General features: G+C 69.1%; 24 protein-coding genes. 12 read left to right on the forward strand and 12 right to left on the reverse strand.

Features of this window, described 5'->3' with window-relative positions; all coding sequences use genetic code 11:
• The first annotated feature begins 25 nt into the window (after window positions 1–25).
• Window positions 26–1,519, forward strand: a complete 1,494-nt coding sequence (gene amaB / locus ACTIEF_RS13375) for an L-piperidine-6-carboxylate dehydrogenase (RefSeq protein ID WP_439472634.1) — start codon at window positions 26–28, stop codon at window positions 1,517–1,519.
• 24 nt (window positions 1,520–1,543) lie between these two features.
• Here the strand turns inward: amaB and ACTIEF_RS13380 are convergent, their stop codons facing one another.
• From ACTIEF_RS13380 to ACTIEF_RS13400, 5 genes are all read right to left on the reverse strand, one after another.
• Complete coding sequence (locus ACTIEF_RS13380) at window positions 1,544–2,704, reverse strand: HlyD family secretion protein (RefSeq protein WP_439472635.1); 1,161 nt, start codon at window positions 2,702–2,704, stop codon at window positions 1,544–1,546.
• A gap of 27 nt (window positions 2,705–2,731) precedes the next feature.
• Window positions 2,732–4,426: an MFS transporter gene (locus tag ACTIEF_RS13385; RefSeq protein ID WP_439472636.1), complete on the reverse strand. Its 1,695-nt coding sequence runs from the start codon at window positions 4,424–4,426 to the stop codon at window positions 2,732–2,734.
• Window positions 4,423–4,986, reverse strand: coding sequence for a TetR/AcrR family transcriptional regulator (locus ACTIEF_RS13390; RefSeq protein ID WP_439472637.1), 564 nt, complete (start codon window positions 4,984–4,986; stop codon window positions 4,423–4,425). The genes ACTIEF_RS13385 and ACTIEF_RS13390 overlap by 4 nt, the downstream gene beginning before the upstream one ends.
• Window positions 4,987–5,212: 226 nt before the next feature.
• A complete protein-coding gene (locus tag ACTIEF_RS13395; protein ID WP_439472638.1) occupies window positions 5,213–6,403 on the reverse strand; it encodes a winged helix-turn-helix domain-containing protein in 1,191 nt (396 codons plus the stop codon).
• A 56-nt stretch (window positions 6,404–6,459) separates the two neighbouring features.
• Complete coding sequence (locus ACTIEF_RS13400; RefSeq protein ID WP_439472639.1) at window positions 6,460–8,346, reverse strand: vWA domain-containing protein; 1,887 nt, start codon at window positions 8,344–8,346, stop codon at window positions 6,460–6,462.
• Window positions 8,347–8,497: 151 nt separating this feature from the next.
• Here ACTIEF_RS13400 and ACTIEF_RS13405 point away from each other — a divergent pair, with 151 nt between their 5' ends.
• Window positions 8,498–10,360 (forward strand): monovalent cation:proton antiporter-2 (CPA2) family protein, encoded by a 1,863-nt coding sequence (locus ACTIEF_RS13405; RefSeq protein ID WP_439472640.1) that lies wholly within the window; start codon window positions 8,498–8,500, stop codon window positions 10,358–10,360.
• 15 nt (window positions 10,361–10,375) lie between these two features.
• Here the strand turns inward: ACTIEF_RS13405 and ACTIEF_RS13410 are convergent, their stop codons facing one another.
• Window positions 10,376–10,678: a UBP-type zinc finger domain-containing protein gene (locus ACTIEF_RS13410; protein ID WP_439472641.1), complete on the reverse strand. Its 303-nt coding sequence runs from the start codon at window positions 10,676–10,678 to the stop codon at window positions 10,376–10,378.
• Between the two features lie 123 nt (window positions 10,679–10,801).
• On the opposite strand from ACTIEF_RS13410, the gene ACTIEF_RS13415 reads away from it, so the two are divergent.
• The 4 genes from ACTIEF_RS13415 to ACTIEF_RS13430 all read left to right on the forward strand — a co-directional run bounded on the left by ACTIEF_RS13415 (window position 10,802) and on the right by ACTIEF_RS13430 (window position 16,393).
• Window positions 10,802–13,633, forward strand: coding sequence for a M16 family metallopeptidase (locus ACTIEF_RS13415; protein ID WP_439472642.1), 2,832 nt, complete (start codon window positions 10,802–10,804; stop codon window positions 13,631–13,633).
• 258 nt (window positions 13,634–13,891) lie between these two features.
• Complete coding sequence (dusA, locus tag ACTIEF_RS13420; RefSeq protein ID WP_439472643.1) at window positions 13,892–14,917, forward strand: tRNA dihydrouridine(20/20a) synthase DusA; 1,026 nt, start codon at window positions 13,892–13,894, stop codon at window positions 14,915–14,917.
• A 113-nt stretch (window positions 14,918–15,030) separates the two neighbouring features.
• Window positions 15,031–15,345: a hypothetical protein gene (locus tag ACTIEF_RS13425; protein ID WP_439472644.1), complete on the forward strand. Its 315-nt coding sequence runs from the start codon at window positions 15,031–15,033 to the stop codon at window positions 15,343–15,345.
• A 67-nt stretch (window positions 15,346–15,412) separates the two neighbouring features.
• On the forward strand, window positions 15,413–16,393 hold the full coding sequence (locus tag ACTIEF_RS13430) for an SDR family oxidoreductase (protein ID WP_439472645.1): 981 nt from the start codon (window positions 15,413–15,415) through the stop codon (window positions 16,391–16,393).
• 38 nt (window positions 16,394–16,431) lie between these two features.
• On the opposite strand, the gene ACTIEF_RS13435 is transcribed toward ACTIEF_RS13430, so the two are convergent.
• The 6 genes from ACTIEF_RS13435 to ACTIEF_RS13460 form a co-directional block, all read right to left on the reverse strand.
• Window positions 16,432–16,719, reverse strand: a complete 288-nt coding sequence (locus ACTIEF_RS13435) for a GNAT family N-acetyltransferase (protein ID WP_439472646.1) — start codon at window positions 16,717–16,719, stop codon at window positions 16,432–16,434.
• Between the two features lie 86 nt (window positions 16,720–16,805).
• Window positions 16,806–17,195, reverse strand: a complete 390-nt coding sequence (locus ACTIEF_RS13440) for a hypothetical protein (protein ID WP_439472647.1) — start codon at window positions 17,193–17,195, stop codon at window positions 16,806–16,808.
• Window positions 17,196–17,208: 13 nt separating this feature from the next.
• Window positions 17,209–17,877, reverse strand: a complete 669-nt coding sequence (locus ACTIEF_RS13445; RefSeq protein WP_439472648.1) for a hypothetical protein — start codon at window positions 17,875–17,877, stop codon at window positions 17,209–17,211.
• 69 nt (window positions 17,878–17,946) lie between these two features.
• The gene (gene folB / locus ACTIEF_RS13450) at window positions 17,947–18,342 is read right to left on the reverse strand and encodes a dihydroneopterin aldolase (RefSeq protein ID WP_439472649.1); all 396 of its coding nucleotides are present in this window, start codon (window positions 18,340–18,342) and stop codon (window positions 17,947–17,949) included.
• Between the two features lie 3 nt (window positions 18,343–18,345).
• On the reverse strand, window positions 18,346–19,104 hold the full coding sequence (locus ACTIEF_RS13455) for an SDR family oxidoreductase (RefSeq protein ID WP_439472650.1): 759 nt from the start codon (window positions 19,102–19,104) through the stop codon (window positions 18,346–18,348).
• Window positions 19,097–19,228, reverse strand: a complete 132-nt coding sequence (locus ACTIEF_RS13460) for a hypothetical protein (protein WP_439472651.1) — start codon at window positions 19,226–19,228, stop codon at window positions 19,097–19,099. Before ACTIEF_RS13460 ends, ACTIEF_RS13455 begins: the two co-directional genes overlap by 8 nt.
• Window positions 19,229–19,255: 27 nt before the next feature.
• On the opposite strand from ACTIEF_RS13460, the gene ACTIEF_RS13465 reads away from it, so the two are divergent.
• The 6 genes from ACTIEF_RS13465 (at window position 19,256) to uvrC (ending at window position 26,769) form a co-directional block, all read left to right on the forward strand.
• Window positions 19,256–19,729, forward strand: coding sequence for an NUDIX domain-containing protein (locus ACTIEF_RS13465; RefSeq protein ID WP_439472652.1), 474 nt, complete (start codon window positions 19,256–19,258; stop codon window positions 19,727–19,729).
• Window positions 19,730–19,794: 65 nt separating this feature from the next.
• Window positions 19,795–20,313, forward strand: a complete 519-nt coding sequence (locus ACTIEF_RS13470; protein ID WP_439472653.1) for a hypothetical protein — start codon at window positions 19,795–19,797, stop codon at window positions 20,311–20,313.
• Window positions 20,280–21,170, forward strand: coding sequence for an alpha/beta hydrolase (locus ACTIEF_RS13475; protein ID WP_439472654.1), 891 nt, complete (start codon window positions 20,280–20,282; stop codon window positions 21,168–21,170). The genes ACTIEF_RS13470 and ACTIEF_RS13475 overlap by 34 nt, the downstream gene beginning before the upstream one ends.
• A gap of 41 nt (window positions 21,171–21,211) precedes the next feature.
• Complete coding sequence (locus ACTIEF_RS13480) at window positions 21,212–21,658, forward strand: DMT family transporter (protein WP_439472655.1); 447 nt, start codon at window positions 21,212–21,214, stop codon at window positions 21,656–21,658.
• Between the two features lie 71 nt (window positions 21,659–21,729).
• Window positions 21,730–24,792 (forward strand): DUF3857 domain-containing protein, encoded by a 3,063-nt coding sequence (locus ACTIEF_RS13485; protein WP_439472656.1) that lies wholly within the window; start codon window positions 21,730–21,732, stop codon window positions 24,790–24,792.
• 78 nt (window positions 24,793–24,870) lie between these two features.
• Window positions 24,871–26,769: an excinuclease ABC subunit UvrC gene (gene uvrC / locus ACTIEF_RS13490; protein WP_439472657.1), complete on the forward strand. Its 1,899-nt coding sequence runs from the start codon at window positions 24,871–24,873 to the stop codon at window positions 26,767–26,769.
• Window positions 26,770–26,796: the final 27 nt, after the last annotated feature.

The raw sequence follows: 26,796 nt of genomic DNA on the forward strand, positions 1-26,796 counted from the left end.
CCGCACCGGATCACGGAGAGCGATGATGACGGCGGCGAACGAGGCAAAGGCCATTCTTGAACGACTGGGCGTCCACGGCGCGGTCTGGAACGGCCATCTGCCCACCCGTTCGCCGATCGACGGATCGAGCGCCGGGTCGGTGGCAGAGACGCCCGATCTGGACGCTGTCGTCGCCCGCTCGGTCGAGGCCTTCCACGCCTGGAAGCGCGTGCCGGCACCGCGTCGCGGCGAACTGGTCCGCCTGTTCGGCGAGGAACTGCGCGCCTCCAAGGAAGACCTCGCCCGGCTGGTCACGCTGGAAGCCGGCAAGATCGTTTCCGAAGGCCTCGGCGAGGTACAGGAGATGATCGACATCTGCGACTTCGCCGTCGGCCTGTCGCGTCAGCTGTACGGCCTGACCCTGGCCAGCGAACGGCCCGGGCACCACATGCGCGAGACGTACCAGCCGCTAGGGCCGGTGCTGGTGATTTCGGCCTTCAACTTCCCGGTGGCGGTGTGGGCATGGAACGCCTGTCTGGCGCTGGTCTGCGGCGATCCGGTGATCTGGAAGCCGTCGGAGAAGACGCCGCTGACGGCGCTGGGCACGCAGGCGGTGTTCGAGCGGGCGCTAGCCCGATTTGGCGATGCGCCGGAAGGCCTGTCGCAACTGGTCATCGGCGGGCGCGAGGCGGGCGAGACCCTGGCCGCCGACGCCCGCATCCCGCTGGTCTCGGCCACCGGCTCGACCCGCATGGGCAAGGCTGTGGCGCAGACGGTCGCGGCGCGCCTGGGCCGATCGCTGCTGGAACTGGGCGGCAACAACGCCATGGTCGTGACGCCCAGCGCCGATCTGGACATGGCCGTGCGCGCGGTCGCCTTCTCGGCGGTCGGCACGGCGGGCCAGCGCTGCACCACCCTGCGCCGCCTGCTGGTGCATGAGGGCGTGGCCGACACCCTGATCACCCGGCTGAAGGCCGCCTATGAGACCCTGCCCATCGGCGATCCGCGCGAGGCGGGGACGCTGGTCGGCCCGCTGATCGACACGCCCGCCGTCGAGGCCTTCGAGGCCGCGCTGGAACAGGCCGTGCAGCAGGGCGGCGAGATCATCACCGGCGGCGGTCGGGTCGAGGCGGAGGGCGGCTACGTCAAACCCGCCATCGTCCGCATGCCCGCCCAGACGGCGGTGGTCGAACACGAAACCTTCGCCCCGATCCTCTATGTCCTGACCTGGTCGGACTTCGATCAGGCGGTCGAACTGCAGAACGCCGTGCCGCAGGGGCTGTCGTCCTGCGTCTTCACCGACAGCGTGCGCGAAGCCGAGCAATTCCTCTCGGCGTGGGGCTCGGACTGCGGCATCGCCAACGTCAACATCGGCCCGTCCGGCGCCGAGATCGGCGGGGCCTTCGGCGGCGAGAAGGACACCGGCGGCGGTCGTGAGTCCGGCTCTGATGCGTGGAAGGCCTATATGCGCCGCCAGACCCAGACGGTGAATTTCTCCTCCGCCCTGCCGCTGGCGCAGGGGGTGAAGTTCGACGTCTAAGGAGCAGGAATTAGGGCTTAGGAGTTAGGGCGTAGTCGCACTCCTAAGCCCCACGCCCTGATTCCTCCCACGCGTATCCACCCGCGCCACCACCGACAGGCCGGGGCGGAGGCGATCCAGCCCCTCCTGTCCTGGATCCAGCGCGATGCGCACCGGCACCCGCTGGGCCACCTTGGTGAAGTTGCCGGTGGCGTTGTCCGGACGGATGACGCTGAACTCAGAGCCCGTCGCCGGGGCGATCTGCTCGACCCTGCCGGTCAGGGTGCGACCGCCCAGGGCATCGACCGACAGCTCGACCGGCTGGCCGACGCGGATGTCGCGCAGCTGGTTCTCCTTGTAGTTCGCCGTCACCCAGATGCGGTCGGGGACCAGCGCCATCAGCTGGGTGCCGACGGCGACCTGCTGGCCCTGCCGCACGGTGATCTCACCCAGACGGCCGTCACGCGGGGCGACGATGCGGGTGTTGGACAGGTCGATCTCGGCCAGATGCACGGCGGCGCGGGCGCTCTCGACGGCGGCCTCCAGCGAGCCCTTGCTGACGATGGCCGAGGTCACGCCAGTCTCGGCGATGCCGGTGGCGGCGCGGGCGGCGGCCAGTTGGGCCTGGGCGGCCTCCAGCGCGGTGCGGGTCACGTCCACCTGCGCCTGCGCCACCCAGCCACCCTCGAACAGGGTGCGGGCGCGGTTGTGGTCAGCCTGCGCCTTGGCGACGTTGGCGCGGGCGGCGGCGATGCTGGCGGCGCTCTGCGCCACCGAGCCGCGTGCCGAATTCTGGCTCTGGGTCGAGTTGGCCAGGGCGGCCTCGGCGGCATGCAGTTGCGCCTGCGCCTGCTCCAGCCGCTGGCGATAGATGCGGTCATCCACCGTGGCCAGCAACTGCCCCTGCTTCACGGTCTGGAAGTCCTGCACCTCGACCGAGGTGACATAGCCGTTCACCTGCGGCGCGATCACCGTCACCTGTCCGCGCACATAGGCGTTGTCCGTGTGCTGGACGCCCGAGGTGAAGGGCGGCAACCGCCAGGCCCAGAGCACCAGCAGCACGCCGACGATGGCGACGGCGACCAGCAGGACGCTGATCAGCACGCGCTTCCGCGGCGGCTCCGCCGGGACGGCGGCCGGAGGCGGCGGCGCGGGCTGGGGCGCGGGTTGAGGGGCGGGGGAAGCGGGGGCGGTGGTGTCGGTCATGGGGTGTTGGTCGGATCGTGAAGGGGGTCAGTCGATGGCGGCGGCCGCGGCGGCGGTCGCCTCGGCATTGGCGGCCTGTCGCGCGGCGCGGCGGGCGGCGATGCGCGGGCGGAAGTGGTGGAAGGTCACCCAGACGCAGCCGATGGCGGCGAAGACGGCGATCAGGAGGAAGACGTCGTTGTAGGCCAGCACATGGGCCTGCTGGCTGATCTGCTGCTGGAGCAGGACCTGCCCCTCGGCGGTGCGCAGGGCGGGATCGCCGATGACGCGGGCATAGGCGCCGGAAAGCTGTTGCAGGCGCTGGACCACGTCGGGATCGCCGAGGTTGATCTGCTGCGACAGCTGGTTGGAGTGGAATTTCTCGCGCACCGTCTGGATCGTGCCGACCACCGCTGAGCCGAGCAGGCCGCCGACGTTCTGGCCGATGCCGAAGATGACGATGAAGCTGACGAAATTCTGGGCGCCCTTCTGCAGCACCTGCACCACGCCGCTCATCATCGCCGGGCCGATGAAGAAGGCGGCGGCGAAGGCCAGCAGGGCCTGACTGAAATACAGCTGGCCGGGTCGGGTCAGGACGGTGGAATGGGAGTCGAGGTATGCGCCCACCGCGATCAGGGCCAGGGCGATGGCGATGGGCTTGTAGAGCTTGGCCGGGTTCATGGTCAGGGCGCTGGTCACCGATCCGGCGACAGTCGCGATCAGGATGAGCCAGAACAGACCGTGCATCTGGTCCGGGCCGAGACCCATCTGGGTCATCAGGCCGACCGCGCCGTAGGTCTGCTCCGACAGCACGACGCGGATGCCGACGATGATCAGCGCCAGCCGGATGATGTCCGGGCCCGCCATCCATTTCAGGTTTATCAGCGGGGTCTCGCGATTGTACTCGATCACCAGGGCGGCGGTCAGGAGAACGATGGAGCCGATCAGCGCCCAGCCGATCCACGCCGCCTCGGTCCACCAGACGATCCGGCCCAGACCGAGCACGGCGCACAGCAGGGCGATCCCCGGGGCGAACAGGGCGAAGGTGACGAAGTCCATCGGGCTGAAGGCCTTGAAGCGCTCGGACGGCGGCGCCTTCAGCGCGAAGACGGCGGCCAGCGACAGCAGGGACAGGCCCAGTTCGAAGACGTGGAAGCCGCGCCATTCGGACAGGTCGACCAGATGGTTGGAGAAGATGCGGACCGCCGGGATCGCAAGGCTGGAGGCGCCGATGGCCAGCACCAGCCCCTTCAGCCGGTGCGCCGCCGGGAAGGCCTGGATGGTGTAGAGGACGCCGAGCGTGGTCAGGGCCGCCGAGGCCATGCCGGCGAAGGCCCGCACGATCAGGGTCGACTGATAGTCCTCGAAGAACAGGGCGCCCGCGCCGATCAGGGCGTAGGCGATCAGGAAGATCTGGGCGAACAGGCGCAGGCCGTATTGCATGCGGAACTTGACCAGCAGCAGGTTCATGCAGGCGTTGGTCATGACGAAGACGACCGGCAGCCACGCCGCCTCGGTCAGGGAGACGCCCAGCGCCCCGGCCAGCTGCTGGGTGTTGGCGGTGACCATGGCCGCGCCGATCCCGCCGGTGGCGGTCACCAGCATGCCGACGGCGAAATAGGCCAAGCGGTAGGGCAGGGTGTGATCCGGCGTGGCGGGCGAGCCGGGGAACATCGGCCGCTCGTGCGGCTTCAGCGTCTGGACGTACTCCGCCCACGGAAGACTGAAGTTCCGGCGGCTCATGCCCCGTCTCCTGCCGCGGCCCTCACCGCGTCCAGCACAAGCTCCAGCGTTCGACGCGCGATGGCGTTCCGCTCGGCGGGTTTGGCGTTATGGATGCCGCCGCCCAGCATGGCGGCCAGAACCCGGATGTCGGAGGCTTTCAGATCGGCCCTGACGACCCCCGCGTCCTGTGAAACCTTCAGCGACGGCATGGCCGCCTTGACCATGGCCTGACGCAGCGGGGTCAGGATGTCCGGCGAGGGCGAAGCCCGCACCACCCCGCCCAGCGCCGTGTTGCGCACCAGCCGGGCCGACAGGTCGATCAGGAACTTCAGGAAGGCGTCGGGCGCCGTCGGTTCGGCGAAGACCTCGCCCAGTTCGGCCACGTCATCCAGCAGCACGGCCAGCGCGATCTCGGTCCGGCCGGGGAAGTTCCGGTAGAGGGTCGCCCGCCCCACGCCCGCCCGTTCGGCGATGCGATCCAGCGGCGCGTCGATGCCCTCCTCGGCGAACACCGCGCGGGCGGCGTCCAGCAGCGCGGCGCGTCGATCAGCGGCGTCTTTTCGGAGAGGGCGTTCCATGGTTGCGGCTAAGTGGACACTGGTGTCCACTTAATCAAGAGGTATGCCTCAAATCGCTATCGTCATCCCTGCGAACGCCGGGACCCAGCGGCGCCGCGACGGCGGCGAAACACTGAAGATCGAAGCCGAAACACCGGCTCTCTCGACACCTTCGCGCTCACGCGCGCCGCTGGGTCCCGGGGTTCGCTTCGCGCCCCCGGGGATGACGATAGCAGTGAGGGAGAGGTTAGATCGCTGCCTCCAGCGCCTGCGCCAGATCGCCCTTGCCGACGACCTTCACGCGCTCAAGCCCCAGCCATCCCGCCATCAATTTCAGCTCGGCCGCCAGTCGCGCGGCGGTGTCCGGCGTGGCGTCCGGCTCGCGCCACGCTGCCTGCACCAACAGGGTTCCGGCCTTGCGATCCGACTTCAGATCGACCCGCGCCGTGATCGCCTCATCCTCGAGGAAAGGCAGGACGTAGTAGCCGTGGGTGCGCTTGTGCTCGGGGGTGTAGATCTCCAGCCGGATCCGGACGTCGAACAGCCGCTCGGTCCGTTCGCGCGCCCAGATCAGGTTGTCAAAGGGCGACAGCAGGGCCGGTCCCGTCACCTTGCGCGGCGTCCGCGCGCCGGGCGCCAGATAGGCCATCTGCCGCCAGCCCTTCACCTGCACCGGGGTGAGTTCGCCCGCTTCGACCAGTTCGGCGATCCGGGCCTTCGTCTCGGCCACCGGCATGCGGAACCAGTCGCGCAGGTCAGCCTCGGTCGCCACGCCCAGAGCCCGGGCGGCGATGCGGACCAGTTCGCGCTGGGCGTCCGCCTCGTCCGGCGTCGGCAGGTCGATGATGCGGGCGGGCAGGGCGCGCTCGGTCAGGTCATAGACCCGCTCGAAGCCGTTGCGGGTCTTGGTCGTGATCATTCCGGCCCAGAACAGCCATTCCAGCGCGCGCTTGCCGTCGGACCATGACCACCAGCCGGGTTGGCCGCGTGGCCCCTCAGCAAAGTCGCCGCCGGTGACGGGGCCGCGCCGTTCGATCTCGGCCAGAACGCCATCAATGTAGTCGCGCTTCTCGCGACCGAAGCGGGCGATGCCGGTCCACATGGCGCCCTCCTGCGCTCGTTGCATGCGCCAGCGGAACAGGGGCTGAAGCTCCATCGGCATCAGCGACGCCTCGTGGCCCCAGTATTCGAACAGGCTGCGTTTCGGCCCCCAGGCCTCGGCCTCCAGCGCCTCGCGCGGATAGTGGCCCAGGCGCGAGAAGCCCGGCAGGTAGTGGGTGCGCGTCACCACATTGACGCTGTCGATCTGCACCACGCCGAGCTTCCGCACGAGGTCGCGGAGGTGTTTGCGGTCGGGCGCGGCGGGGCGGAGACGGCCGAACCCCTGCGCGGCGAGGGCGATGCGGCGGGCGGTCCTGAGGCTGATCGTTTCGGTCACGAGGGCAGCCTAGACCAACTCTCCCGCCGCGCCATGTCAGTGGTGGCGGGAAACGGCTACGGCGTCGTCCGAACCCGGACCGTGGCCGCCGCCCGGACCATCTGCACGAACTCCGCCCGTTCGCCGTAGACGTCCTCGCCGCGCGCGCCCTGGGCCTGTTCGACGATCTCGTCCCAGCCGTAGTCGGCGGGCATCCAGGGATCGCCGCGCAGGCGCTGGCCGAAGGCGGCGACCGCGATGGCCCAGCGCGTGCTCTCCGGCGGCTGGGCCGAGGCGGCCGATTGCCCGCGGTTCGACACCACCTGCTGGATCAGGCGCGAGCTGGTCTGGCCGGGCAGTTTGTAGCGGACCTGCACGAAGCCGATCTCGCCGGAGGGATCGCCGCCGCCGACGCCGATGCGGTTCTGGTCGTAGCGGCGCTCGGGGATCTGGCTGGGGCCGCCGACGGGGGTGATCTCGTACAGGGCCGTCACCGAAGCGCCGGAGCCGACCTCCCCCGCATCGACGCGGTCATTGTTGAAGTCGACCTCGTTCAGCAGACGGGTCTCGTAGCCGATCAGACGATACTCTGCGACGCGGGCCGGGTTGAACTCGACCTGGATTTTCACATCGTCGGCGATGGGGAAGGCGCCCCGGTCGAACATCGGGCCGAACAGGCGGCGGGCTTCGTTCAGGTCGTCGACATAGGCCGCCGTTCCGTTGCCGGCCTGGGCGATCGTCTGCATCCGCTCGTCCTGATAGTTGCCCCGGCCGAAGCCGTAGACGGACAGGTAGATGCCGGTCTCCCGCTTGCCGGCGACATAGTCCTCGAGCCGCTGGTTGTCGGTCTGGCCGACGTTGAAGTCGCCGTCGGTGAACATCAGGATCCGGTTGACCCGGTCGCGGCGGAAGTTGAGCTGGGCCTGGTCATAGGCGTTGGTCATGCCGGTGGCCCCGGCGGTGCCGCCCGAGGCGCGCAGGCTGGCCACGGCGCAGCGCAGCTTCAGCTTCTGGTCGCCCGGCGTCGGGGCCAGCGTCGTTCCGGCGCCCTCGGCGTAGTAGGTGACGGAGACGCGGTCCTGCGGTCGCAGCCGGTCGATGATCAGGTTCATCGCCTTCTGGGCCAGCTCCAGCTTGTCGGGGCTGCCCATCGAGCCGGACACATCGACCAGGAAGGTCAGGTTCAGCGGGCGGCGCTCGCCGGCGGGCAGCTCATAGCCCTGCAGGCCGACGTGCACGATCTGACGGCCCGGCGACCAAGGCGAGGCGGCGATCACGGTGCTGACGGCGAACGGCTCCCGCGCCGAGGCCGGGGCGGCGTAGCCGTAGTCGAAATAGTTGATCAGCTCCTCGACCCGGACGGCGTCGGCGGGCGGCGCGCGGCCCTCGTCGATGAAGCGGCGAACGTTCGAATAGCTGGCCGTGTCCACATCGATGGAGAAGGTCGAGACCGGCTCGTCGGCGACCCGACGGACGGGGTTTGGCGTGGCGTCGGGATAGCGTTCGGTGTCCGGGCGCGGCGGGACCGGTCGCGGCGAGACGACCGAGTTCGACATGGGGGGCACGGTGGCCAGGTAGCCCTGGACCGCGCCCGGAGGCGGGGCCGCCATCCGATCCCGGCTGGCGGAGACGACGATGTCGTTCATCTCCGTCGGCGCGATGGCCACCGGAGGACGCTGGGGCGCCGGGGGAGGGGGCGGCGGTGGTGGAGGCGGCGGTGGAGGGGGCGCGGCGGGCGCTGTCGGCGCGTTTCTCTGAAGCCGCGTGCCGGTGACCACGACGTCCCCGGTCCGGGCGTGTTGCGGCAGGCTGAAACCGACCGCCTCGCAATTGGCCGGGGTCACTTCGCCGTCTCGGGCGAGGTTCCGCTGGGGCGCGGGACTGGTCGGCGCGGGCGCGGCGCCGATGGTCATCAGGGCGCTCATCGCCACCACGACGGCGGACTTCAACGGGCGTTCGGTCATCACGTCTCTCCCCTTGTTGGTGAGCCATCAGGCGGGTCCCGGTCGGGCCAAACTGTGGCGGCCGATCCTGACGAAGTCTGACGACCGGTTCGGGGTGGCGATTCAACGGCCAAGCCCCCACTATGGAGGCTTCGCGAATGAGGGGATCACGATGGCCGAGGCGACCGGTGGAATCGAGCTGGGCCATGTGGCGGCGCTGCTGGCGGCGGGCGTCGTCGCCGTGCCCCTGTTCCGGCGGCTGCAACTGGGTTCGGTCCTAGGCTATTTGGCGGCCGGTCTGGCAATCGGCCCGTTCGGCGTCGGCCTGTTCACCGAGCCGGAGACCATCCTCCACGTCGCCGAGTTCGGCGTGGTCATCTTCCTGTTCATCATCGGGCTGGAGATGCGACCCACCCGGTTGTGGAGCCTGAGGAAGGACATCTTCGGCCTGGGCGCCGCCCAGGTGCTGGGCGCGGGTCTTTTGCTGACCTTTACCGGCATGGCCGCGGGGCTCAGCGCGCCGGTGTCCTTCATCGCCGCCATGGGCTTCGTGCTCAGCTCGACCGCCGTGATCATGCAGATGCTGGATGAGCGGGGCGAGATGGCCTCGCCGCAGGGCGGACGCGCCATCTCCATCCTGCTGCTGGAAGACCTGGCCATCGTGCCGCTGCTGGCCATCGTGGCCGTCATGGCCTCGGTCATGGGGCTGGCGGGCGAGGGCGGGCCGCCGCTGTGGCGCACCCTGCTGCTGGCCGTCGGCGCCGTCGGCATCGTGCTGGTGGCGGGCAAGTTCCTGATGAACCCGGTGTTCCGCATCCTGGCCCGCTACGGCGGACGCGAGGTGATGACGGCGGCGGCCCTGCTGGTCGTGGTCGGCGCGGCCTGGCTGATGGACCTCGGCGGCCTGTCGATGGCCATGGGCGCCTTCCTGGCGGGCGTGCTGCTGTCGGAATCGACATTCCGGCACCAGCTGGAAGCGGACGTCGAGCCCTTCCGCGCCATCCTGCTGGGCCTGTTCTTCCTCAGCGTCGGCATGTCGCTGGACCTGTCCGTGGTGCTGGCCGAGTGGCAGGTGGTGCTGGGCGGGGTGATCGCCTTCATGGCCGTGAAGGCCGTGGCCATCTACGGCGTCGCCCGCATCTTCAAGGCCAGCGAGCGTGAGGCGGTCGAGCGCGCGGTCCTGTTCGCCCAAGGCGGCGAGTTCGCCTTCGTGCTCTATGGCGCGGCCCTGGCGACCGGCGTGTTCGACGCCCGCATCGCCGCCATCGCCAGCGCGGTGGTCATCCTGTCGATGATGCTGACGCCGATCACGACCATTCTGGTCAGCCGCTTCATGCCCGCCGAGACCCTGAACCCCGAAGAGGCTGAGGGCGTCGACAAGGCCAAGAACCTGCGCGAGCGGGTACTGATCATTGGCTTCGGCCGCTTCGCCCAGGTCGTGTCCCAGCCCCTGCTGGCCCGCGACGTGGACGTGTCGATCATCGACATGGACGTGGAGATGATCCAGGCCGCCGGAAACTTCGGCTTCAAGGTCTACTACGGCGACGGGACCCGGCTGGACGTGCTGCGCGCCTCGGGAGCCGAGAAGGCCGAGACCATTCTGGTCTGCGTCGACAAGCCCGAGATCGCCGATCGTATCGTCGAACTCGTCAAGGCTGAGTTCCCGCTGACCAAGCTGTTCGTGCGCGCCTACGACCGCGGTCACGCCATCCGTCTGGTGCAGGCGGGCGTCGAGTACCAGATGCGCGAGACCTTCGAGAGCGCGCTGGTGTTCGGCTATCAGGTGCTGATCGACCTGGGCTTCACCCACGAGCAGGCGCAGGAGACGCTGGAAGACGTTCGCCGCCGCGACGAGGAGCGGCTGTCGATCCAGATGGTCGAGGGCATCACCGGTGGGCGTTCGCTGATGCGCGGCAACATCCGCACCACCAAGCCCGAGCCCTACATCAAGCCCCGCCGCGAAGGTCAGGCCCTCAACGAGGAAGCCGCCGACGCGCTGGAGGAAGAGGAAGAACGGGAAAAGGCCGGCGCCTGATCGCGCCGGCCCCGGTCAGAAGAATTTCGGGATCGGGCCCAACTGCGGCGTCTGGTCGGGAAGGTCCACGAACGCTTCGTCCACATAGCACCAGCCCCAGCCCTCGGGCGGGTCATAGCCCTCGATGATCGGGTGATGGCTCGCCTTGTGGTGCGCGGTCGCGTGACGGCTGGGGCTGTCGTCGCAGCAGCCGACATGGCCGCAGCTCCGGCACAGGCGCAGATGCACCCACCAGCCGCCGGTCTTGAGGCACTCCTCGCAGCCCTTCGACTGCGGCGTGACCCGGTTGATGGTGGTGAGGTGGCCGCAACCCGCCATGGCGCTTCCCCCGCTTGCGGACGGATGTTCGCGGTATGTCGCCGCATTCGCAAGGTGTCAGGATTGTGTCTGCGGAGGTTGCCGCTAAGGTCCGCCCAGCTTTCGTTTCCGAGGACCCTGTAGATGAAGTTCCGCGCCGTATCGCTTGCCGCCCTTCTTGTCGTCGCATCGCCGACCATCGCCTTCGCCCAGCACGCCGCCCACGCCAGCCATGCCGCCGCGCAGGCGCCCGAGCTGCAGGCCGCGCCGGTGTCGCAGCTGGTGTCCGAGGTCAACATCCCATGGAAGCGCTTCCAGCTGGACAACGGCCTGACCGTCATCGTCCATGAAGACCGCAAGGCCCCCGTCGTGGCGGTCTCGGTCTGGTACAACGTCGGCTCCAAGGACGAGCCCGCCGGTTCGACCGGCTTCGCCCACCTGTTTGAACACCTGATGTTCGGCGGTTCGGAGAACGCTCCGGGCAGTTATCTGGGCCGCATGCGCAACCTCGGGCCGTCGAACCTGAACGGCACGACCTGGTTCGACCGCACCAACTATTTCCAGACCGTCCCGACCCCGGCGCTGGAGCAGGCCCTGTTCCTCGAAAGCGACCGCATGGGCTATCTGCTCGGGGAAGTCGGCCAAGACGTGCTCGATCTGCAGCGCGGTGTCGTCCAGAACGAGAAGCGCCAGGGCGACAATCAGCCCTACGGTCTGACGCAGTACGCCCGCCTCGAGGCTCTTTTCCCGGAAGGCCACCCCTACCGTCACTCGACCATCGGCTCGATGGCCGATCTGGACGCGGCCAGCCTGGAGACCGTGCGCAACTGGTTCCGCGACAAATACGGCCCGAACAACGCCGTGGTCGTTCTGTCGGGCGATATCGATGAGGCGACCGCCCGCACCCTGATGACCCGCTATTTCGGCGCCATCCCGCGCGGCCCGGTGAACACCCCGGCCGAAGCCGACGTGCCGACCCTGAGCGCGCCCGTCGTTCAGGTCATGCATGACCGCGTCGCCACCACCCGCCTGTCGCGCAGCTGGGCCGTGCCTGGCCTGCTGAGTGATGACGCCGTGCCGCTGGCCGTCGCGGCCCAAGTGCTGGGCGGCCTGGCTTCCTCGCGTCTGGACAACCAGCTGGTCCGTGACGAGCAGGTCGCCGTGCAGGTGTCGTCCTCGATGCAGGACTTCCACCGGGTCGGCTTCTTCGACATCAGCGTGAACGTGAAGCCGGGGCAGGACGCCGCCGAAGTGGGCCGTCGTCTGGACGCCATCGTCGCTGACTTCATCGCCAACGGCCCGACCGACGAAGAGGTGGCCCGCGTCGCCACCCAGTATGTCGCCCGCCAGATCCAGAGCCTCGAGCAGGTTAACGGCAAGGCCAATGTGCTGGCCGAAGGTCAGCTCTACACGGGCGATCCGGACCACTACAAAAAGGAGCTGGCGGCCTACGCCTCGGTCACTCCGGCCCAGGTCCGCGACGCCATGCAGCGCTGGCTGACCCGTCCGGTCTATGACCTGACCGTCGCGCCGGGTGAACGCGAAGCCTACACCGAGGCCGCCGCGGCCCCGTCGGGCGCGACGCCTGTCCCGGCCGCCGAGATCCAGCGCGTGGCCCGCATGCCGATGCCGGAAATCGGCCAGGTGCCGGATCTGGTCTTCCCGGCCGTCGAGCGCGCCCGCCTGTCGAACGGCATCGAGGTGGTCTACGCCCACGTCGACACCGTGCCGGTGACCCGCGTCGCCCTGGACTTCAACGCCGGCTACGCCGCCGACCGCGCGGACCGTCTCGGCGCCCAGGCGATGATGCTGGACCTGATGGACGAGGGCACCACCACCCGCAACGCCAACCAACTGGCCGAGGAACAGGAGCGTCTGGGCGCTTCGGTCAACGTCGGCGCCAGCATGGACCGGACCTCGGCCGACCTGTCGACCGTTACCGCCAACCTGGCCCCGGCCCTGACCCTGCTGGCCGACGTCGTGCGCAACCCGGCCTTCGCGCCGTCGGAAGTCGAGCGCATCCGCGCCGCCCGCCTGTCGGGTCTGGCCAGCGAACGCACCAACCCCGGCGCCATCGCCGCCCGCGCCCTGCCGCCGCTGATCTATGGCGACGCCAGCCCCTATGGCCGGTCCTTCACCGGTTCGGGTGATGAGGCGACCATCACCGCCCTGAGCCGCGCCGATCTGGTGGCGACCCACGACGCCTGGGTGCGTCCGGACAACGCGACCATCTTCGTTGTGTCGGACCTGCCGCTGACCCAGATCAAGGCCCAGCTGGAGACCGCCTTCGGCGACTGGCGCGCCCCTTCGACGCCGAAGGGCGTCAAGGACTTCTCGGCCGCCGTCCCCGCGCCGCGCAACCGGATCGTCCTGATCGACCGTCCGCAGTCGCCGCAATCGCTGATCTACGGCGGCGCGGTCCTGCCGGTGTCGGGCACCGACGACCTGCTGGCGCTGAACGCGGCGAACTCGACGCTGGGTTCGGACTTCCTGTCGCGGATCAACTCGGACCTGCGCGAAACCAAGGGCTGGTCCTACGGCGTGCGCGGCAGCGTGAACACGCTGGAGCACCGCGTGCCCTACATCGTCAACGCGCCGGTGCAGGCCAACCGCACCGGTGAATCGATCACGGCCCTGATCGCCCAGTATGAACGCTTCCTGGAAACCGACGGCGTCTCGCCCTCGGAACTGGAGCGGACCATCAACGGCAACACCCGGTCGCTGGCCGGTGGCTATGAAACATCGGGTCAGATCCTCAGCGCCCTGCGTTCGAACGCCCTGTACGGTCGTCCGGACGACTATCAGTCGACCCTGGCCAGCCGCACCCGCGGCCTGACCGCCGCCCAGATGGACGCCGCCGCCCGTCGCGACATCCATCCGGATCAGTTCGTCTGGGTCGTCGTCGGCGACGCCTCGGTCGTCCGCCCGCAACTGGAAGCCCTGGGTCTGCCGATCGAGGAACAGCCGATCCGCTAGAGCCTGATCGGCTGAAGTGGAAACGCTTCGCGTTTCCGCTGATGCCGTGAATCAGGCTCCAGAAATATGCTTGAGCGAAATCTGAGTTGAGTTGGGCGCGCCCAACTCAACCGATTTCGCTCTGGGTTCAGACGGAGGCCCGGCCGTCACCCGGTCGGGCCTTCGGCTCCCCTCGTCGGGGCGCCGCATCGCGTTCGCGGACGGTCTCGCCTATATAGCGCGCTCCTGACCTCCCGCCCGAACGCCCCACCGACCGAAATGCCCAAGCCCCTGGACCGCAGGCTGTCCGTCGCCCCGATGATGGACTGGACCGACCGGCATTGCCGCGCGTTCCACCGCGCCCTGTCCAGTCGCGCGCTTCTGTATACCGAGATGGTGACCTCTCCGGCGGTTGTGCACGGCGACCGTGACCGGCTGCTGGGTTTCGACGCGGTCGAGCATCCGGTGGCCCTGCAACTGGGCGGCTCCGATCCGGCGCAGCTGGCCGAGGCCGCGCGGATCGGTGAGCAGTACGGCTATGACGAGATCAATCTGAACGTCGGCTGTCCTTCCGACCGGGTACAGTCCGGCAAGTTCGGCGCCTGCCTGATGCGCGAGCCGGAGCTGGTCGCCGACTGCATGGCGGCCATCAAGGAGGCCGTCTCGGTGCCCGCCACGGTCAAATGCCGGATCGGCGTGGACGATCAGGACCCCGAGATCAGCCTGTTCGCCACCGTGGACGCCAGCGCCGCCGTCGGCATCGACACCTTCATCGTCCACGCCCGCAAGGCTTGGCTGAAGGGCCTGTCGCCCAAGGAGAACCGGGACGTCCCGCCGTTGGACTACGCCCTGGTGCGCCGCCTGAAGCGCGAGCGCCCGCACCTGTCGATCAGCATCAACGGCGGCATCCCGGACCTCGATCAGGCCGAGGCGCATATGGCCGCCGACGACGGAGTTCAGCTGGACGGCGTGATGCTGGGCCGCGCCGCCTATCACGAGCCCGCCCTGCTGGGACAGGCGGATCGGCGGATGTTCGGGGCGACGACGGCGGACGTTGACGCCTATGAGGCGTTGGCGCGCTACCGTCCCTATCTGCGGGCGCGGCTTGAGGAGGGGACGCCCCTCGCCCACATGAGCCGACACATGCTGGGGGTCATGCATGGACGCCCGGGCGCGCGGGCCTTCCGCCGCATCCTGACGGTCGAGGGCGTGAAGGCCGGCGCGGGGATCGAGGTGGTGGATCGCGCCGTCGAGGCCGTGCGTGAGGCCGAAGCCCGCATGGACGTCCGCGACGACGCGGCCTGACCGCGGATTCGCCTGAGGCGGGAAAGCCACAGCGACGCTTTTGTGGACTCGCGCTCGGTTAACGCGGGAACTCGGCGAGTCAGGCTGCATTCGCTTTGCAGGAGGTACCTGTCATGCCGAAGCGTCCCCCGCCCGCACAACCGGATCTGCGCCTCGTGAAGGCCGAGGCCGAAATCTACGATCTGATGCGCAAGCCCGAGACCACGGCGGATCGCGTGAAGCGCCTGCAACTCGAAGCGCGGGCGCTCGCCGTCGAGCAGGTCGAGGCGCTGGAGGCGGTGCTGATGCAGGCGGCCACGCTGGCGCGGGAGATCGCGGAAGGCGGTGACGCCTATCCGGTCGGCGCCCGCGAGATCGCCGGACGACTGGCCGCCGACCTGCCGTCCAAGTCCGAGACGCTGAAGGCCATCGTCAGCCGGACGCTCTGACGGCCATTGGACACAGGGGAACGGTCTCCGCCTCCCTCGGGTTCTCCTGCCAGCACAGGAGAGCCCCATGGACGACCGTTTCGAAGCCCGCGCCGACAGGATCGCTGATCAGGAGCGGAAGATCCAGGCCGGGATCGACGCCAAGAGCTCTAGCGGGGAGAGCAATGAGGGCGCCGTTCAGGCGGGCGCGCGGAAATACCCCGAGCCGCCCTTCCCGAAGCAGCACCAGAAGAAACCGGGCGAGGAGTTCAAGCTCGATCCCGCGCCGATGTACGAGGCCCCTTTCTGGAAGGGCTCGGGCAAGCTGGACGGCATGGCGGCCATCATCACGGGCGGCGATTCCGGCATCGGACGCGCGGTGGCGGTCCTGTTCGCGCGTGAGGGCTGCGACGTCGCCATCTGCCATCTGGATGAGGAACAGGACGCGGAAGACACCCGGACGGCCGTCGAGGCCGAGGGGCGCAGGGCCATCGTGTTGAAGGGAGATGTGTCCGACCCCGCCTTCTCGGAGGCCGCGGTTCAGGCGACGCTGGAGGCCTTCGGGCGACTGGATGTCGTGGTGCCCAACGCGGCCTTCCAGGAACATGTCGCGACCCTGGAAGATCTTACCTTCGAGCATTTCGACCGGACGCTGAAGACCAATCTCTATGGCTACTTCAACCTGGTGAAGGCGGCGGTCCCGCACCTGAAGCCGGGCGCGGCCATTGTCATGACGGGCTCTGTCACCGGCATCATGGGCAGTGAGGCGCTGCTCGACTATTCGATGACCAAGGGCGGAATCCATGCCTTCGCCCGGTCGCTCGGCACCCATCTGGCTCCCAAGGCCATCCGGGTGAACGTGGTCGCTCCGGGGCCCGTATGGACGCCTCTGAACCCGGCTGACAAGGACGCGGAGGCCACCTCGAAATTCGGGTTACAGACGGTGATGAAGCGCCCGGCCCAGCCAGAGGAAATCGCACCTGCCTTCGTCTTCCTGGCCTCGCCCCAGATGTCGAGCTATATCACAGGCGAGGTGCTGCCGATCATCGGCGGGTATGGCGGCGGCTGAGGCCCTCGCTCACTAGGGCGCCGACCAGACGTGGCAGGTCAGGCCAGGACGTCGTCGTACTCCGGGTGACGACGGTGCCACAGCACCGCATAGCTGCAACGGGGCTGGAGCTTCAGCCCCTCGGCGCGGGCGTGGCCGGCCAGCGCCTGCATGAACCGCCCCGCCGCCCCGCCGCCGCGCAGCGCCGGATGAGCCTCGACGTGCAGGATCACCCGCGTCCGGTCCTGCACCGCATAGTCGGCGAAGACGATGCGCACCTCGCCCTCGGCGTCGGTGAAGCCCTGTTCGAAGCGCTGTTCGGCGCGGACATCGCGGAAATCGGTCATCATGCGTTCCTGACTTGTGTCGGCGAACCGACGCAAGCGGCAATCCATGGGAGCGGTCGCCGTTCCCGATCCCGTCAGCTTTTGTCTCAGGGGGCGCGGTCGCCGGACAGGGACATGGCGCCGACCACGGCCCGGACCATGAACCAGGCGCCCAGCAGCAGGATCGCGGCCCAGAACAGGAAGACCAGGGGAATGCCGATCACCACCGTGGTCAGGGCCAGGCTGATCCACCAGGCGACGGTGAACAGCACCATCCAGATCAGGGCCGACCAGAACAGCCGAATCTGCATCTCGAAATGGGCCCGCGCCAGATCGGCGGCGCGCGCCTTCTGGGTATAGGCCACGATCACGCCGATGATGGCGGTCAAGCCGGTGGTCAGGGGCGTCAGGGCGAACAGGATCCACACCGCCAGGGCGGCGGGTTTGCCCTCGGTGCTCACGCCGACGTCTTTCGCTTCAGGGGCCACGTCGGTCACGGGCGCGCCTCTCTCAGATCCACCAACTCCGGGTGTTGGAAATGGGCTGACCCGATTTCAGGTTCCAGACGCCGCTGGCGCCGCGCAGCACGACCCACAGGGCCAGCAGGAACAGGATCGGCACGCCGAGCGCGAACGGAGCCGCCAGCAGGATCACCCCCGCCAGCGCGGCCACGGCCGCCGCCCACAGGGTCCGCTGCTGATAGATGAAGTGCGACCGGGACAGGGCGTCCTCGGGGCCGGGGCGTCCTGTCACCGCCAGCAGGGCGATCACCGCCGACACGCCCAGCGTCGGCACGGCCAGCAGGATCAGGGCGTAGACGGCGTACAGACTCATCCCGCCGCCGGGCGGGTCCTGCACCGGGGCGCGACGGTCCTTCGACCGGCCGGTGAAGCCGGGGGTGGGCTCGAAAATCGAATCGGCGGAGGCCGGACGACGCTCGGGCGCGGGCGGCGTCACCGGGACGGGCTCCGGCTCGGGTGCAGCGCGCGTGGGCGGCGGATCGAACAGGTCGGGCTCCGGCTCCGGCGCGGCCTCAACGACCGGCTCAGGCGCAGGCTCCGGCGCGATCTCGGGCTCGGGCGTCACGTCGCGCGGACGACCTTGCAGCGACGCCGGCGAGGCGAAGCCGATATGATCGTCGTGATCATCAGGGTGTTGCGGATCGCCGGGTTCGGCCATCGGGGGTCCTTCACGTCCGGGATCAGGTATGACGGCCCCGCTCGCGCGGCGCAACCTGCGGCGTCCGGATCAGCGTCCCAGCACGACTTCGCAGCCCGGGACCTCGTCGCCGCCCAGGGCGCCCGGCTTCTCGACCCGGACCGTGCAGCGGCGCACGCGGGCGTCGGCCAGCATGGCCAGACCCAGCCGCTCGGCGAAGGTCTCGACCAGTCCCACATGGCCCTCGGCGACGATGGCGCGGGCCGCCTCGGCCACGGTCTCGTAGTTGATGGTGTCGCTCAGCCGCTCGATGGGCGCGGGGATCATCTCCAGCGTCACATCGATGACCAGCCGCTGCAGGCGGCCCTGCTCGTGGTCATAGACGCCGATGCCGGCGGCGACTTCCAGCCCGCGCACGAAGACGGTCAAGCCCTCGCGAACCGGCGCGCCGGCGGTGGGGAAGGGCAGGGGAGACGGTGCGGCCACGGGCTACTCCACGATGTCCGGGGTTTGCCAGGCCAGGTGCTGGCCCCCGTCGACGGCGATCATCTGGCCCGTCACGAGGTCGGCTTCAACCAGCCAGAGCACGGCGGCGGCGACCGCCTCCGGGCTTCCGGCCTTCTTCAGCGGCACCGAGGCGCCCTCGGCGGCGAATTCCTCGGCGCTCTGGTGGATGGAGGGCAGGGTCGGGCCCGGTCCGACGCCGTTGACGCGGATGCACGGCGCCAGCGCCTGCGCCATGGTCCGCGTCGCCCACCACAGGCCGTTGCGCGACAGGGCGTAGGAGAAGAAGCGGGGATCTGGCTTCAGCACCCGCTGGTCCAGCAGGTTGACGATGCTGCTTCCGTTCGGCGCCTGGGCGGCGAAAGCCTCGGCCAGCACGATGGGGGCGCGCAGGTTGGTCTCGATGTGCCGGTCCCAGGTGTCGCGCCCCAGCGCGCCGACCCGGTCGTCCTCGAAGACGGAGGCGTTGTTGACCAGGACCGTCAGCGGTCCGAGGGCCTCGACGGCGGCGGGAACGATCCCGCGCACCTCGGCCTCGACCGACAGATCGCCCTGAACGGTGGCCGCCCGGCGACCGAGCGCGCGCACCTCTTCGGCCACGGCCTCGGCCGCGTCCTTCGAATGGCGATGATGGATCACGATGTCGAAGCCGGCGCGCGCCAGCTCCAGACAGATCGCCTTGCCGATCCGCTTGCCGCCGCCGGTGACCAGCGCGGCGCCGCGATCAGCCTGGGGCTTAGTCAACCCGGCCGAACTCGATGAAGTTGATGACGCCGAGAACGACGACGAAGCCGAGGATGATGTAGAGGGCCAGCATGGAAAGCTCCTTGATGCGACCGGCAATAAAGCGCCGGGCCTTGCTGTTCAAGGATGCATCAGGACGTATCGTCCCGGCATGACCACATGGCGCGCCCGCATCGAGCCCTTCACCAGGCCCCTGTTCTTCGCCTTCTCCCGCGCGACGCGGGGGATGACGCTGGGCGTGCGCGGGGTGGCGGTGGATGGCGAGGGGCGGGTGCTGCTGGTCAAGCACACCTACGTCCACGGCTGGTGGCTACCGGGCGGCGGGGTCGAGCGCGGCCAAACCGCCGAGGACGCCCTGATCCGCGAGATGCGCGAGGAGGCTGGGTTGATCGTCGAGGGGCGGCCCGTTCTGGTCAGCGTCCATTCGAACGAGCGCTATTTCCGAGGCGACCATGTGCTGGTCTACCGCATCGACCGCTTCACGATGACCGACCGCTCCAGCCACGGCGAGATCGCGGAGATCGGCTGGTTCGACCCCGCCGCCCTGCCCGACGACGCCCACCGCTCGACGCGGGCTCGATTGGCGGAGGTGTTCGGGGACGCGGAGACGACGACAGAGTGGTAGCTTCCGGTTTGTCGTGCAATCAGGAATAGTGTGGCCTGACGCCTGATCGCGCACCGGAAGCGGGGTTGCCGATGATCATCTCTTTGCTGTTCGGGCTCAGTTTGCAGGAAGCGGTCTCACCTCCCGGATTGGTCCATGTCCAGCCGCCGAACTCGGGCGGTGTGGAGGCGAGCTGGGATTGCCGCGGCCGGACGGTGCGTTACCGCATTGAGACGGAATGGCAGGACGTTCGGGTGGTCCAGTTCAGTGGTGTCGCGGGGGAGGCGTCGCAGCTCCAGCTTGACCGCATCAATGCATCGCTCGCCGATCTGTGGCTGATCGACAGCTCCGGTTCCAGTGCAATTCAGACGTGGACGAACTTCTTATCGAAGGCCCGCGCAAGGGCGGGGGGCGAGAGGTCCGTATCCAGGCAAGGTGGCGTCAGGGAGAACTTACCCTGGATGTCCGGTAGGCCTCCTGGCCGCGATGTTCCGACAGGCGTCGTCGCGGCTGCGACGGAACGCTACAAGCGTAGCGTTGAACCTGTCCGGGGGCATTCAGGAGAAGTCTCATGCGTGAACTGCATCGCCGCGCCGCCCTGCTGACCGGTCTGGCCGCCGCCTTCGCCGCCGGAACCGCCGCCGCCCAGGATCGGCCTCGCCTTCGCGACCGCCTGCGTCGCCGCAACTCGGACAGGGCGGTCGAGAACGGGCGGTCGGACGCCCCCCATACGTCGGTCTCCACCGGCCCTGATCCGAAGCAGGCCTATGATCTCTATGCGAGCGACGCTGCCGGTCCGATGCTGGCCTTCATCCACGGTGGCGGCTGGTCGATGGGCGACAAGGCGATGGTCCATGACCTGCCGGAGTATGCGCGGCGGCACGGCTTGATCTTCGCCTCCATCGGCTATCGGCTCGTGCCGCAGGTGACCCCGCGCGAGCAGGCGCAGGACGTGGCCGCCGCCGTCGCGGGGCTGAAGCGGACGCATCCGGGCCGTCCTCTGTTCCTGATGGGGCATTCGGCGGGCGCCCATCTGGCGGCGCTGGTCGGGACCGACCCGACCTATCTCGCCGGGCAAGGACTGCAGCCGTCCGATCTGGCGGGCGTCATCCTGCTGGACGGCGCGGGGTATGACGCCACGGGGGATCGGGGAAGCGGCCCCGCCGGACGACTGTTGGGCAATCTCTACAGCGAGGCCTTCGGCGACAACGCCGCCGCCCTGTCGCCGACCCTGCTGATCCGGTCGGGCGTGGCCTATCCGCCGTTCCTGATCTTCCACATCGCCAGCCGTCAGGACTCCAAGGGCCAGAGCGAGGGCCTCGCCGCCGCCCTGATCCGCGCCGACGGCCGGGCCGAGGTGGTGGTCGCCCCGGACGACAGCCATCGCGACATCAATGTCGAGTTCGGCGCGGCGGGGGATGCGGAGGGCGAGCGCGCCGCCCGCTTTATCCTGAACCGCTGAGGACCGGTGCGCGCCGCCGCGCGAGGTGCTAGCCAGAGACCATGAATCCGATGTTCTTCACCATGGTCGCCGTGGTTCTGGCGGGCGGCGCCACCGCGCTTCAGGCGCCGACCAACGCCAAGATGATGGGGGCCGCGGGCTCGCCGGTGAACGCGGCCTTCGTCTCGTTCGCCGTCGGGACCGCCGCGCTCGGCATCCTGGCCATGATCCTGCAGACCAAGCCGGACATGGCGGCGGCCCGGGCCCTGCCCTGGTATGCGTGGATCGGCGGGCTGTACGGCGCCATCTTCGTGGTCGCGGCGGCGTGGGGCGTGCCGCGTCTGGGCGTCGCCCTGACCATCACCCTGATGGTGGCGGGTCAGCTTCTGATCGGTCTGATCCTGGACCATTTCGGCGCCTTCGGCACGCCCGCGCATCCGATCAGCCTCGGTCGTCTGGCGGGGATGGCGCTGGTCGTCGGCGGCGTCCTGATGGTGCGCCGTTTCTGAGGCCGTTCGTCTCACTGTTTTTTGTCGCATTCCGTTGATAGACCAAGAGCTTCAAGTGACGGGTGGGGCCCATGAAGCGTTTGGTCGTATTGGCGGCGGCGGCCGTTCTGGTCGCCGGTCCTGTGTGTGCGCAGGATATTGCGCGGGGGGCGACGCCGTCGTGGGTGTCGACCGCCCAACTGGAGCCGATCCAGCTCACCACTGACGACACTCCGCTGCGGGTCCTGCTGATGGATCAGCAGATCCATTTCGATCAGGCGGGCGAGCATCGCTATTCGATCATCCGCACGGTGATCCAGAACAGCCAGGGTCTGGCGCAGGCCAGCACCATCAGCGTCAGCTGGATGCCGCCGCGTCAGACGGTCGAGGTCCACTCGGCCCGCATCATCCGCAACGGTCAGGTCATCGACCTGCTGGCCACCCAGACCTTCGAGACCCTGCGCCGCGAGCAGAATCTGGAATCCGCCATGCTGGATGGGCGGCTGACAGCCACCCTCCAGCCACGCGACCTGCGCGTCGGCGACATTCTGGAAACCGCCTTCACCATCCATGACGACGGCGGGGTGCTGGGCGCCCACCGCGAGACGCTGGAAAGCGCCGTGGTCGGCCAGACGGTTGACCGCTACCGCCTGCGCGCCACCTGGCCCGCGGACATGAGCATGCGCGCCCGCGTCGGCGAGCCGTGGACCACGCTCCAGCCACGCCGCACTCGCACGGGCTGGGAGATCGAGATCGACGAGCGGAACCTGCCGCCGCTGCGTCTGCCCACCGACCTGCCGATCCGCATGCAACTGTTGCGGACGCTGGAGCTGACCGACTTCGCCGACTGGGCCGCACTGTCGGCGGTGATGGCCCCGCTGTATGAGCGCGCCGCCGTGCTGGAGCCGGACTCGCCCCTGCTGGCCGAGATCGAGCGCATCCGTCAGGCCAACCCCACCGTCGAGGGCCAGATCGCCGCCGCCCTGCGGCTGGTGCAGGACGATGTCCGCTATCTGGCGCTGTCGATGGGGCAGGGCGGCTATGTGCCGACCACCGCCGACGAGACCTGGCGCAGCCGTTACGGCGACTGCAAGGGCAAGACGGTTCTGCTGATCGCCCTGCTCAAGGGACTGGGCGTCGAGGCCGAACCGGCGCTGGTCAGCACCCAACTGGGCGACGGCCTCGATAAGCGCCTGCCGCTGGTCAGCTGGTTCGACCATGTCATCGTGCGCGCCACGGTGAATGGTCAGGTCTACTGGATCGACGGCGCCCGCGTCGGCGATCGGGGACTGGAGAGCCTTGTCCCGCCGTCCTACCACTGGGCCCTGCCGGTGCGCGCCGAGGGCGCGGCGCTGGAGCCCATCGTAGTGCTCCCGCGCGAGACCCCGGTGTTCTATCGCAACCTGACCTACGACGTGTCGGCCGGGCTGGACACGCCGGCTCGCGTGACCGGCGAGCTGGTCTTCACCGGTGACGCCGCGACCGGCCTGCGGTCCAGCATCGCCAGCGTCCCGCCCGCCCAGATCCAGGACGCGCTCAAGGCGCTGTGGACCAACCAGACGCCGGGTCTGGAGGTCGAGACCGCCGACGCCGTCTATGACGACGCGACCAATGTCTACCGCTTCAACATGACCGGTTCGTCGCGGATGGCCTGGACCACCTCGTCCGGCGGCCGCTTCCTGGCGATCCCGGATTCGACGATCAGCCCGCCGACGACGGACGAGCGGAAGGACGCGCTCGTCGCGTTCAAGGATCAGCCGCACGTCATCCCCCACCCGACCAACATCAGCGCGACGGTCAATGTCCGCCTGCCCTACGGCGGCGCGGGCTTCCGCGTGGAAGGGGCGGATGTCGACGTGACCGCCGGCGGTTATCGCGCCGAGCGCCGCACCACGCTCAACGACGGCATGGTGACCATGACCGCCGGTCTGCGCAGCCTGACGGGCGAGGTCTCGGCCGCCGACATGGCCGTGGCCCGGGCGCGGGTCGACTCGCCCGGCGCCGCCGCCGTGCGTATCCGCGCGCCCAGCGGCTACCGCCCGACCGAGGCGGATCGTGCCCGCACCGACGTCTCTACCTCCGACGTCCCCGATCTGCTGGAACGGGCCGAGGGGCTGGTCGAGAGCGACGATCTGGACGGGGCCATGACCCTGCTGAACCGCGCCCTCGAACTGGAGCCCGACAACTCGCAGGCCGTGCTGCTGCGCGGCGCGGTGCGTCTGGCCCTGTCCGACTATGCCGGCGCCCGCGCCGACTATGATCACGCCGTTGATCTGGACCCCGCCGATCTGGAGGCCGTCATGGGGCAGGGCCGGGTGGCCTATGCCGACGGACGCTTCAATGACGCGGTGATCAGCTTCACCGTCGCCATGCGCCTTGATCCCGCCGATCCGTCGGCCCTCGCCGCGCGGGGCGCCAGCTACTACCAACTGCGGCGTTTCGACCGGTCGCTGAGCGACTATCGCGCCCTGGCCGCCGCCAATGGTCAATCGCCGACCAGCCGCTACGGTGAGATCACCGCCCTGCTGCGTCTGGGCCGTCGCGACGAGGCGCGGACTCTGATCAAGGAGATGCTGGACGAGTCGCTCATCGACTCCCTGGCTCTGTCCCTGCTGGTCCGTGTGGGCGCGGAGGCGGGCGCGCCCGCCGAGGCCCTGCCGGCGCTGGATCGCGCCGTCGAAACCTCGCCCGAGGACATCGGTCTGCGCAGCCTGCGCGCCGAGGCGCGCATCCGGGCCGGAGCGGACGCGGACGCCCGGGCCGATCTGGAGGTGCTGCGCGCCTCGGCGCACGGCGATCCGCTGCTGATGAACAACCTGTGCTGGACCGCCGCCGTCCTCGGCTTCGATCCGGAGCAGGCGCTGGCCGACTGCGACGCCGGCCTCGCGGCGCTGGGCGAGTCGGCGGCGATCATCGACAGCCGCGCCATGGTCCTGCTGCACCTCGGTCGCTACGAGGAGGCCCGCGCCGCCTATGAGGCCGCTCTGGCCGAGGAGCCGGACCAACTGGCCTCGATCTATGGTCGTGGTCTGGCCCGTCTGGCGCTGGGGGATGCGGCGGGCGCCGACGACGTGGCCCGGGCGCTGAATCACGACATCGACGCCGGTCACGACTTCGAGGCCTTCGAAGCGAAACATCCCGGCCTGCGGCCCTGATCACCGCTGCTGCCATGGGCTGTCAGGGTCGCGCGGTTCGCCCGCGCGGCCCGTCGTCCTATATTGGCGGCGATGCCCGTGACCGACGAACCGATTCCTGACGACGCCGCGCCCCTGCAGGCCGCGGACCTGATCCGTGACGAGGCCCGTCGCGCGCCGGACAAGCCGGGCGTCTATCGCATGTATGGCGAGGACGGGACCTGCCTGTATGTGGGCAAGGCGCGGTCGATCAAGAAGCGCATCCTCCAGTACGCGCAGGGCCGGTTCCACACCCAGCGCATCGGCCTGATGGTGTCGCTGACCCGCTCGATGGAGCTGGTGGTCACGGCCTCGGAGACCGAGGCCCTGCTGCTGGAATCCAACTTCATCAAGAAGCTGAAGCCGCGCTTCAACGTCGTGCTGCGCGACGACAAGTCTTTCGCCGAGCTGATGATCCGCCGCGACCACCGCGCGCCTCAGGTCCGCAAGCATCGCGGGGCGCACACGATCAAGGGCGACTATTTCGGCCCCTTCGCCTCGACCTGGGCGGTGAACCGGACCCTGACGACGCTGCAGAAGGCCTTCCTGCTGCGGTCCTGCTCGGACAGCGTCTACGAGACCCGCACCCGGCCCTGCATGCTGCACCAGATCAAGCGCTGCTCGGCGCCGTGCACGGGCCTGATCAGCCTTGAGGACTATGAGGGGCTCGTCGATGAGGCCGAGGCCTTCCTGCGCGGCAAGTCGCGGGCGGTGATCGGTCGACTGTCGGCCGAGATGCAGGCTGCGTCGGACGAGATGGATTTCGAACAGGCCGCCCGCGTCCGCGACCGGATCCGGGCCCTGTCGGCCATCTCGATGGAGAACTCGGTCAGCGCCGAGGGCGTGGCCGAGGCGGACGTCTTCGCCCTGCATTCCGACGGCGGGCAGGCCTGCGTGCAGGTCTTCTTCTATCGCGGCGGCCAGAACTGGGGCGGTCGCGCCTACTTCCCGCGCGTGGACAAGGCGGACACCGATCCCGAAATCCTCGCCGCCTTCCTGGGCCAGTTCTACGAGGACAAGCCGGTGCCACGGCAGATCCTGTCCAACGTGGTTCCGCACGAGAAGGAGCTGCTGGAAGAGGCCTTCTCTATGAAGGCCAAGATCGATGACGGGCGGCGGGTCGTCAGCATCGAGAAGCCCGCGCGCGGCGACCGCAAGGCGCTGGTCGACCACGCCCTGACCAATGCCCGCGAGGCGCTGGGCCGGAAGCTGGCCGAGAGCTCGGCCCAGTCGAAGATCCTCGACGAACTGTGCGAGGCTTTCGGTCTGGACAGCCGTCCCGAGCGGATCGAGATTTACGACAACGCCCACATCCAGGGGACCAACGCCGTCGGCGGCATGGTGGTCGCCGGGCCCGAGGGCTTCCGCAAGAACCAGTACCGCAAGTTCAACATCCGGGGTGACGAACTGACCCCCGGCGACGACTACGGCATGATGCGCGAGGTCATGCGCCGTCGCTTCAGCCGCCTAGTGAAGGAAGAGGACGAGGGCGAGGACGTCGAACGCCCCGACCTGCTGCTGATCGACGGCGGGGCCGGGCAACTGGCCGAGGTGCTGGCGGTGCTGGCCGATCTGGGGCTGGACGACATCCTGGCCGTCGGCGTGGCCAAAGGGCCGGATCGCGACGCGGGCAAGGAGCATTTCTTCATGCCGGGCAAGCCGCCCTTCATGATGCCGCTGAAGTCCCCGGCCCTGTATTACATCCAGCGCCTGCGCGATGAGGCCCACCGCTTCGCCAACGGCGCCCACGCCAAGCGGCGCTCGATGGACATCAAGAAGAACCCGCTGGACGAGATCGAGGGCGTCGGTCCGGGGCGCAAGAAGGCCCTGCTGCACGCCTTTGGCTCGGCCAAGGGCGTCAGCCGCGCCTCGGTCGCCGATCTGGTCAAGGTCGACGGCGTCAACCAGGCTCTGGCCGAACGGATATACGGCTTCTTCCGCCCGGCTGCCGGGGGTTAGGCTAGGGCATCGAGCGGGAAGGGAGTC

The organism is Brevundimonas sp., from assembly GCF_051858995.1.
Lineage (GTDB): Bacteria > Pseudomonadota > Alphaproteobacteria > Caulobacterales > Caulobacteraceae > Brevundimonas.